Annotated in this window: 6 protein-coding genes and 1 tRNA gene; 6 read left to right on the top strand and 1 reads right to left on the bottom strand. The window is 42.2% G+C overall.

The window, feature by feature from the left end:
- The first annotated feature begins 407 nt into the window (after positions 1-407).
- From G327_RS0118455 to purU, 5 genes are all read left to right on the top strand, one after another.
- On the top strand, positions 408-2,063 hold the full coding sequence (locus G327_RS0118455) for a tetratricopeptide repeat protein (RefSeq protein WP_019616289.1): 1,656 nt from the start codon (positions 408-410) through the stop codon (positions 2,061-2,063).
- A 166-nt stretch (positions 2,064-2,229) separates the two neighbouring features.
- The gene (locus tag G327_RS0118450; RefSeq protein ID WP_019616288.1) at positions 2,230-3,846 is read left to right on the top strand and encodes a cation:proton antiporter family protein; all 1,617 of its coding nucleotides are present in this window, start codon (positions 2,230-2,232) and stop codon (positions 3,844-3,846) included.
- Positions 3,847-4,194: 348 nt separating this feature from the next.
- A complete protein-coding gene (gene asnB / locus G327_RS0118445; RefSeq protein WP_019616287.1) occupies positions 4,195-5,865 on the top strand; it encodes an asparagine synthase B in 1,671 nt (556 codons plus the stop codon).
- A 315-nt stretch (positions 5,866-6,180) separates the two neighbouring features.
- Complete coding sequence (locus G327_RS0118440) at positions 6,181-6,669, top strand: YchJ family protein (protein WP_019616286.1); 489 nt, start codon at positions 6,181-6,183, stop codon at positions 6,667-6,669.
- 32 nt (positions 6,670-6,701) lie between these two features.
- Positions 6,702-7,538, top strand: a complete 837-nt coding sequence (gene purU, locus G327_RS0118435) for a formyltetrahydrofolate deformylase (RefSeq protein ID WP_019616285.1) — start codon at positions 6,702-6,704, stop codon at positions 7,536-7,538.
- An 89-nt stretch (positions 7,539-7,627) separates the two neighbouring features.
- Here purU and G327_RS26215 read toward each other — a convergent pair whose 3' ends face one another.
- Positions 7,628-8,182 carry a VC2046/SO_2500 family protein gene (locus tag G327_RS26215; RefSeq protein WP_019616284.1) on the bottom strand — a complete coding sequence of 185 codons (555 nt, stop codon included), beginning with the start codon at positions 8,180-8,182 and terminating at the stop codon, positions 7,628-7,630.
- 130 nt (positions 8,183-8,312) lie between these two features.
- On the opposite strand from G327_RS26215, the gene G327_RS0118425 reads away from it, so the two are divergent.
- A tRNA-Tyr gene (locus tag G327_RS0118425) sits at positions 8,313-8,396 on the top strand.
- Positions 8,397-8,404: the final 8 nt, after the last annotated feature.

Genomic DNA, 8,404 nt, shown 5'->3' with positions numbered 1-8,404 from the left:
CATTGCGCTGTTTACTAACTTAGTACACAAAGTGAATATATCAGTTACCCCATGACCTGCGTGATGGTGATCTATTAACCTGCTGCAGTACCGCCCAAAACGGTATTCAAATAGTAATCAGCCCTGAATTATTGCCGCATACGACTCTTTTTAACCCGATCTGCTAAGCACATTAAGAGACTTGTAAACGGCGGGACTGTTTTTAGGATTTATCTGCCATCAGCCTAAAGACTTATTTTTCAATGCGTTAATATTCACCATCGGCATAAAAACAACTTCGATGCACAGTGAGTTAACTCACAAATAAATCAGCCTGTTTACTGACCAGAAAATGTTTCATTTTATTCAGTTTTAAATGTCTTATACTTCACTCATTATTAAATACAAACGGATTTCATGTTGACTGGATGTTAATACTTACTCGCTTGACCTCAATTATACTTCTACTTACTTTTTTTCATAGCGGGGGAACTTTTGCGAGCGAAAAATTTACTCAGGGTTATGAAGCATCACAAGCAGGGGATTACAAACGGGCAGTCGAACTATGGACACCATTAGCAGAAAAAGGGGATGCATCAGCTCAATATACGCTGGCCTGGATGTATGAAAGTGGAAAAGGAGTCCCAAAAAGTGTTCAGCAGGCGGTATACTGGTACACAAAAGCAGCTGAACAGGGCGATGCAGCATCGCAGTACGTACTTGCCAGCATGTACGAAAAAGGCACAGATATTCCTGCCGATCAGTACAAAGCTGTAAGCTGGTTTTTAAAGGCGGCCAATCAGGGCGATGCCGTTTCACAGTTTAAACTAGGCGTGCACTTTCAGACCGGCAGCGGCGTCAAACAAAGTGATAAAGAAAGCCTGATGTGGTTTCATAAAGCGGCTGAACAAGGTCATATAACCGCACAGATACACCTGGGCAAGATATATCAAAGCGGTAAAGGAACAAAGCAGAACTATCAGCTAGCCATACACTGGTACGAAACAGCAGCCACACAGGGTAATGCCTTGGCACAGTATCACCTCGCTTTTATGCATGAATACGGCCGCGGCGCACCTTTGGATCACCTTAAGGCCAGATCTCTATATTTAAAATCAGCAGCCGCTAATTATTCCCCTTCCGCTTTCAAAGTTGCTGAATTCTATGAATCAGGCAAAGGTGGAAAGATCGATTTAGATAATGCACGGCTCTGGTATGAAAAAGCAGCGTCTCAAGGTAATAATGCAGCTCAATACAAGTTAGGTACAATTTACCTGCACGGCATTGGTACAAATAAAGATATTCGTCTGGCATTAGAATGGTATAACCAGGCTGCTAAGCAGAATCATGCTTTATCGCTTTATCAGCTTGGTGTTATTTATCAAGAGGGAGGTAGAAGAATAAAAATCGACTACAAAAAAGCAGCTAAGTACTTTCAAAGGGCGTCATCACAGGGGGATAAACAAGCAACCGGACGTTTAGGCTATTTATACGAGCATGGTTTAGGAGTGAATGTCGACCCATGGCTTGCCAGCTCCCTGTATAAAAATGCATCGCAAAAATGGGCTCAAGAACGTTATCAGATACTTTCTAGACTGAATAAATGTCATGAAAATGCCACAACGAAACTATTTACCCTGCCCATTGCCTGCAGCAACCGAGAATTGTTAAGGGAAAAAATAAAAGAGCAAAAAATCACCGCCATAAATGAAGACCTTAATAACTGGTCTGATACTTATTTTACCGGGGCCGTAATCCGAGGCACTAGTGAATTAGAAGTTCTTTACACCAGAGAAGATCTGTTTGTCAGTGCAAAATACACTTTTATCGGGCGCAGCAAACCGAACCTGATTACTCGGGTTAAAAACAAGCTCAGCAATAAACATGGCCAGCCGCATAGTCAGTCAGGGGATGTTAAGCAGGGCGAAGCAAGCTTTCAATGGCAGCTGAACGACGGCATAAAATTAACGGTTGAGCGGGGCTGGCCGGATACCACCACCTTTGTCACTTACTCCCTGCCGGAACATGTATCTCTATTAGAAACTCAGCAGGCACAGTCTAAGGATAAAAACTATAAACCGTAGAGCAAAGCAGCCGCTGAGGTATTAGAAACATCCCAGCCAGGGATTATTTGATTCGCATAAAAACATTGTCCTACCTCGCTCATTCCCATAAAATCAATCTCATATGGCAGTAAAATACTGATACCCGTTAAAATAAATTAATCTTGTATTAAAATAAGTTGAGTCCATGGATACTAACCTTTTACTTTTTATCGGCACCGCATTTAGTTTCGGTATGGTAATTAACTTTACCGGCCTGCCGCCCATGGTCGGCTTTCTACTGGCTGGTTTTGCCCTGAATTTTTTCGGTTTTGAATCAAGTGAAGGGTTAAATACCTTTGCTAATTTAGGCGTAACCCTGTTACTTTTTTCTATCGGTCTAAAACTGGATATTCGCACCCTGTTTAAAGCTGAGGTATGGGGAGGCGCCTCCATTCATATAACCGCCAGCATCGCTTTTTATACCCTGCTTTTATTTGCTTTAAAGCAGCTTGGTTTAAGCTTTTTTTCCGACCTGGATACTATAGGGTTAATCTTAGTTTCCTTTGCTTTGAGCTTTTCCAGCACAGTCTTTGCGGTCAAAATTCTCGAAGAAAAAAGTGAAACAAACTCATTGTACGGGCGTATTGCTATCGGTATCCTGATCATGCAGGATATTTTTGCCGTACTGTTCTTAACCCTGTCAGTTGGCAAGGTCCCTTCTATCTGGGCTTTCGCACTGCTTGCACTACCGCTTGTCCGCCCGCTATTGTTTAAACTGCTGGACAGAGCCGGACATGGTGAACTGCTGGTTTTATACGGCTTTTTCTTAGCATTAGTTATCGGCGCAGGCCTATTTGAATCAGTGGGCATGAAAGCCGATTTAGGCGCACTGATTGCCGGTATGCTCCTGGCAGGTCACCCGAGTGCCAAAGATATGGCCAGATCGCTGTTTAATATGAAAGAGCTGTTTTTAATCTGCTTCTTTTTAAGTATCGGCTTAGGCGGGCTGCCGAATATGGAACACCTGTTAATTGCACTGATATTATCAGCCCTGTTATTCGGCAAAATCACCCTGTATTTCGTGACCTTAACTAAATTTAAACTGCGCTCCCGTACTTCTCTTTTTGCAGCATTTTCACTCGCTAACTACAGTGAATTCGGGTTGATTGTCGCGTCTCTGGCAACCTATAAAGGCTGGTTATCACAAGACTGGTTAATCATTACCGCTATCGCTGTATCGCTCAGTTTTATTATTGCCTCTGTGTTAAATAAATATTCCGATAATATCTACAGCCGTTTTACCCGCTCTTTAAAACGCTTCCAGGCTACCCGTTTACACTTAGACGATCGTCCGGTACGAGTGGGTGATGCACAGATTTTGGTAATGGGCATGGGTCGAATCGGGGCAGGAGCTTACGATGCGTTAAAAGTTAATTATGGTGAAAAGGTAATGGGAGTCGATTACGACCATCAGACAACCCTGAAACACCGCGAATTCGGCCGAAGAGTGATTACCGGTGATGCTCTCGATTCTGACTTCTGGAATAAACTGCAGTTAACAGAAAATATAAAACTGATTTTACTCGCCATGCCGGATCATAACGGTAACCGTTATGCAGCAGAGCAGCTCAATAAAATTGCCAGCTGCAGCTTTAAAGTCGCAGCCCTGGCACATTATAAAGCTGATGAAAAGGAGCTCAATGAGCTTGGTGTTAACCCGGTTTATAATATGTACGAAGAAGCAGGCTCTGGTTTTGCCCACCATGTATGGACTGAACTGCAGCCGCAGTTAACCACAAGTCAGCATAAACAAGAATTATAAAACAGCGGCTCACAAAGGCGTTACAACAACAGTAAACGTCTTTGTGAGTATTTAGGTGCTAATGAATCGCATGCAATAATGACTGAATATTCAATATCAGAGCATAAATCTGTTCACTTATCGACTTGCTGAACGACACATTTCCATGTAGTTTGGACTACTCCAGTGTGACTTTTAAATTAACGACACTGATTTAGTGTGACATTTTTTGATTATTCTGTAAAAATCGTCTGCTTAACTCCTCAATAAATTCGTTCTCTTTTTGCTTTGTTTAAGCAAATGGAAAAGCATTATTAATACAATAAAGCGGGAATTTCATATATACCCGTTTCAAGAAAAGGTAACGTTATGTGTTCTATTTTTGGTGTGCTCGACATTAAAAGCGATCCTATCGCACTGCGCCAGCAGGCAATTGAAATGTCAAAACTGCTTCGTCACCGCGGACCTGACTGGTCTGGTGTTTATTCATCTGATAAAGCGATTCTTGTTCACGAACGTCTTTCCATTGTTGACGTCAATACAGGCGCGCAGCCGCTGTATAATCAAAATGATACACATATCCTTGCGGTAAACGGCGAGATCTACAACCATAAAGATTTAGAAGCGGAATTAACCTGCGGTTACCAGTTTAAAACAAAATCTGACTGTGAAATTATTCTTGGTTTATACGAAGAAAAAGGTAATACCTTTTTAGATGACCTTAACGGTATCTTTGCTTTCTGCTTATATGATGCTGAAAAAGATAAATACCTGATTGGTCGAGACCATATGGGTATCATCCCGCTGTATATGGGCTGGGATGAGCACGGCAACTTCTACGTTGCATCAGAAATGAAAGCATTAACACCGGTTTGTTCTAAAGTTCAGGAATTCCCGCCGGGACATTTCCTAGACAGTGACATCGGTGAAATGACTAAATATTACGTTCGAGACTGGATGGAGTTCGATGCGGTTAAAGATAACAGCGGCAGTGCAGCTGAAATCGGTCAGGCACTTGAAGAGTCAGTTAAACGTCAGCTTATGTGTGATGTACCCTACGGTGTACTGCTGTCAGGCGGTTTAGATTCATCCGTTATCTCAGCAATCACGCAGAAATTTGCCAAACAGCGTGTCGAAGATAATGACCAGTCCGGCGCATGGTGGCCGCAGCTGCACTCTTTCTCAGTTGGCCTTGAAGGCTCACCGGATTTAGCAGCTGCTGAAAAAGTTGCTGCTGAGCTAGGTACAGTACATCACCCGATTATCTTTACTGAACAAAACGGTATCGATGCGCTGCGTGAAGTTATTTACCACCTGGAAACCTATGATGTAACCACTATCCGAGCTTCGACTCCTATGTACCTGATGGCACGTAAAATCAAAGCCATGGGTATAAAAATGGTACTTTCCGGTGAAGGTGCCGATGAAATCTTCGGCGGTTACTTATACTTCCACAAAGCCCCTAACTCTCAAGAGTTCCATGAAGAGTTAAACCGTAAGCTTAACAAACTGCACATGTTTGACTGTTTACGTGCTAACAAATCAATGTCAGCCTGGGGTGTTGAAGCACGCGTCCCCTTCTTAGATAAAGAGTTCCTGGACGTCGCAATGCGCACTAATCCAGAACTTAAAATGATTAAAGACGGCCGTATCGAGAAAAACATTCTGCGTGAAGCATTTGATGGGCAGCTGTTAAGCGAAGTATTATGGCGTCAGAAAGAGCAGTTCTCCGACGGTGTGGGTTACAGCTGGATTGATACGTTAAAAGAGCATATCGAAACGCAGGTAACCGATCAGCAGCTGGCAACGGCAGAATTCAAATACCCTATTAATACGCCGGATACCAAAGAAGCTTACTTCTACCGTAGTATTTTTGCCGACCACTTCCCGCTGGACAGTGCGGCTGAGTGTGTGCCGCACGGAAAATCAGTCGCCTGTTCAACCGTTGAAGCATTAGCCTGGGATGCAAGTTTCCAGAATAATGCCGATCCATCCGGACGTGCAGCCGGCATCCACAACGATGCATACGAGCAGAAATAAACGCTTTGCTTAGGGCCTGATTATCTTTGAAAATTGCCCCTGTTGAGTCTGAAAGTTTCTCAATCAAGGCGCGAAGAATGAAGTTTAGTTGTTCTAAATGAGTGATGAGCAACGCAGAGTGAGGAATTTTCAGCCTCAACCCGAAGGGCTGGGGCTGTTTTTACACTCAACTTCGTTATCAGTCATTAATGTAGAGTGACTACACTGCATGACTTCTGCCTTGCTGAGCATAAAAATAGTCTCCAGCAGGAACAAAGAGCAAAGATAAACAGGCCCTATCATTATTTAAAAAGCGTTCCTAGGAGCGCTTTTTTTATGGGTAAAAGAATGACCGAACAACATCAGCAGGCTTGTCCCTGCAAAAGCGGCAAAACCTATCAGCAGTGCTGTCTACCTTTTCATGACAACAGCGCAAAACCAGAAACCTGTGAACTACTGATGCGTTCACGCTTCAGTGCCTTTGTACTGCAGCTCGGCGCCTACCTGTTTACCACCTATGATAGCGGCTTTCGTGGTTCATTAACCGTTGAGCAGTTATCAGAAAAAACTATGGACTGGATAAATTTACAAATTATCGCAACTGAAAGTCTAGAAAAAACCGGATTTGTAGAATTTAAAGCCTGGTATATTGAAAACGACCGCTTAGGCTGCCATCACGAACGCTCAAATTTTGTAAAAAAGGGTGATCAATGGCTTTATTGTGATGGTACTTTTTATCCAGAAGAAAAATCAGGTAAGATAGCACGTAATGGAATCTGTCCCTGCGGCAGTGGTAAAAAATATAAAAGATGCTGTGCACTGTAATGCTCTGCTAATTAACAATTAAAGAGATCAAAATGGAAAAGAAAACACTACTGACCGACTGCCCTGACAGCAAAGGTCTAATTGCACAGATTACAAATATCTGCCAGAAACACCAGCTTAACATTGTGAAAAACAATGAGTTTGTCGACCATAAACACAGCCGTTTCTTTATGCGTACTGAAATTGAAGGTTATTTTAACGATCAGACATTATTAGCTGATTTAGATTTCAGCCTGCCGAAAGGCTCCAGCCGTTCGTTAATCTCGTCGAAAAAAAAACGTATCGTCATACTGGTGACTAAAGAAGCACACTGCCTGGGTGATATTCTAATGAAAAGCACCTACGGCGGCATTGATGTTGAGATTGCAGCAGTTATTGGTAATTATGATATTTTAGAAAATTTAGTCTCTAAGTTTGATATTCCTTATCATACCGTCAGTCATGAAGGTTTGTCTCGTGAAGAGCACGAAGAAAAAGTAATGGAGGCCATTGCACCTTATACGCCGGATTATGTCATTCTTGCTAAATATATGCGTATCTTAACGCCGACATTTGTTGAAGCTTATGAGAATAAACTAATCAATATCCACCATTCATTTTTACCCGCTTTTATCGGTGCCAAACCATACCAGCAGGCATTTGACCGCGGCGTAAAAATAATCGGTGCTACAGCGCACTTTGTTAATAATGATCTCGATGAAGGCCCTATTATTGTCCAGGATGTTGCCCATATCGACCATGCATACAACGCGGAAGACCTGGCTAAAGTAGGCCGTGACGTTGAGAAGTCTGTATTAAGCCGCGCGCTGCTGCAGGTTTTAGATGATAAAGTATTTGTTTACGCTAACCGCACCGTTGTTTTTAAATAAGTGTCGGATAAGTAAGCAATAGAAAAAGCCGTTAGCTTGTAAAAAGTTAACGGCTTTTTTATTAAACAAGATAAGCAAAAACAGATAACCTAATTAACTGCATGATTATAAGTTACTTTAATCGGCTTATTATCTAAATCTAACGTTTTATATAACTCCATCATATCAGCCCCAACCCCAGGTGCTGTCAGCACCTCAACTTGTTTATCAGCCTGAGAGTTTTTCTGGAGAGCCGTCAAACGCTGCTGCGACAGGAAGGATAAGTTTTCTTTAACATCACTTGGAATATCAGGTTCAGAGCTTCGTGATAACAACGCTTCATTATTTAATAACTGCTTAAAACGAATACTGGTGAAACTATTATTATGCAGATCTTCATTTAAACTTGCGGCCTGCTCTACTGAAATACCTTTATTTACTAAAGGCTGAGCTTCAGGTAAAAACAGCGAATCACGTATTCTCTGTTCGCCTAATGCTTCTTGTTCAGCAGCTCGGCAGGTAAACTGCGCAAAATCTCGAGCATCATCTGACAGCAAACTGAGCAGTAGATTAAATTTATCACGAGTGCCGTTATGCACAGCAGTATTTAACTGCTGACCTAACTGCCACTCATTTATTATCAGCCCGCTTTCAATTTGTTTCATATTTATACGATTTTCGACATTTAATATACATAATCTAAGTTATCGGCAACAAACTGATTTTATTTAATGTTTTTCTTTAATTTTCTCTTCACAAACGAAAAAATACTGATATTATTCACCGCGAAATGACGGAGGGGTTCCCGAGTGGCCAAAGGGAGCAGATTGTAAATCTGCCGCGTAAGCTTCGGTGGTTCGAATCCACCTCCCTCCACCATTTCAATC

Source organism: Psychromonas ossibalaenae ATCC BAA-1528, from assembly GCF_000381745.1.
Taxonomy (GTDB): Bacteria; Pseudomonadota; Gammaproteobacteria; order Enterobacterales; family Psychromonadaceae; genus Psychromonas; species Psychromonas ossibalaenae.
This window is presented reverse-complemented; position numbering and strand designations above follow the sequence as displayed.

Coding starts and splice junctions, on each gene's coding strand:
- G327_RS0118455 (WP_019616289.1), top strand. CDS start 408: ATGTTAATACTTACTCGCTTGACCTCAATTATACTTCTACTTACTTTT.
- G327_RS0118450 (WP_019616288.1), top strand. CDS start 2,230: ATGGATACTAACCTTTTACTTTTTATCGGCACCGCATTTAGTTTCGGT.
- asnB (WP_019616287.1), top strand. CDS start 4,195: ATGTGTTCTATTTTTGGTGTGCTCGACATTAAAAGCGATCCTATCGCA.
- G327_RS0118440 (WP_019616286.1), top strand. CDS start 6,181: ATGGGTAAAAGAATGACCGAACAACATCAGCAGGCTTGTCCCTGCAAA.
- purU (WP_019616285.1), top strand. CDS start 6,702: ATGGAAAAGAAAACACTACTGACCGACTGCCCTGACAGCAAAGGTCTA.
- G327_RS26215 (WP_019616284.1), bottom strand. CDS start 8,182: ATGAAACAAATTGAAAGCGGGCTGATAATAAATGAGTGGCAGTTAGGT.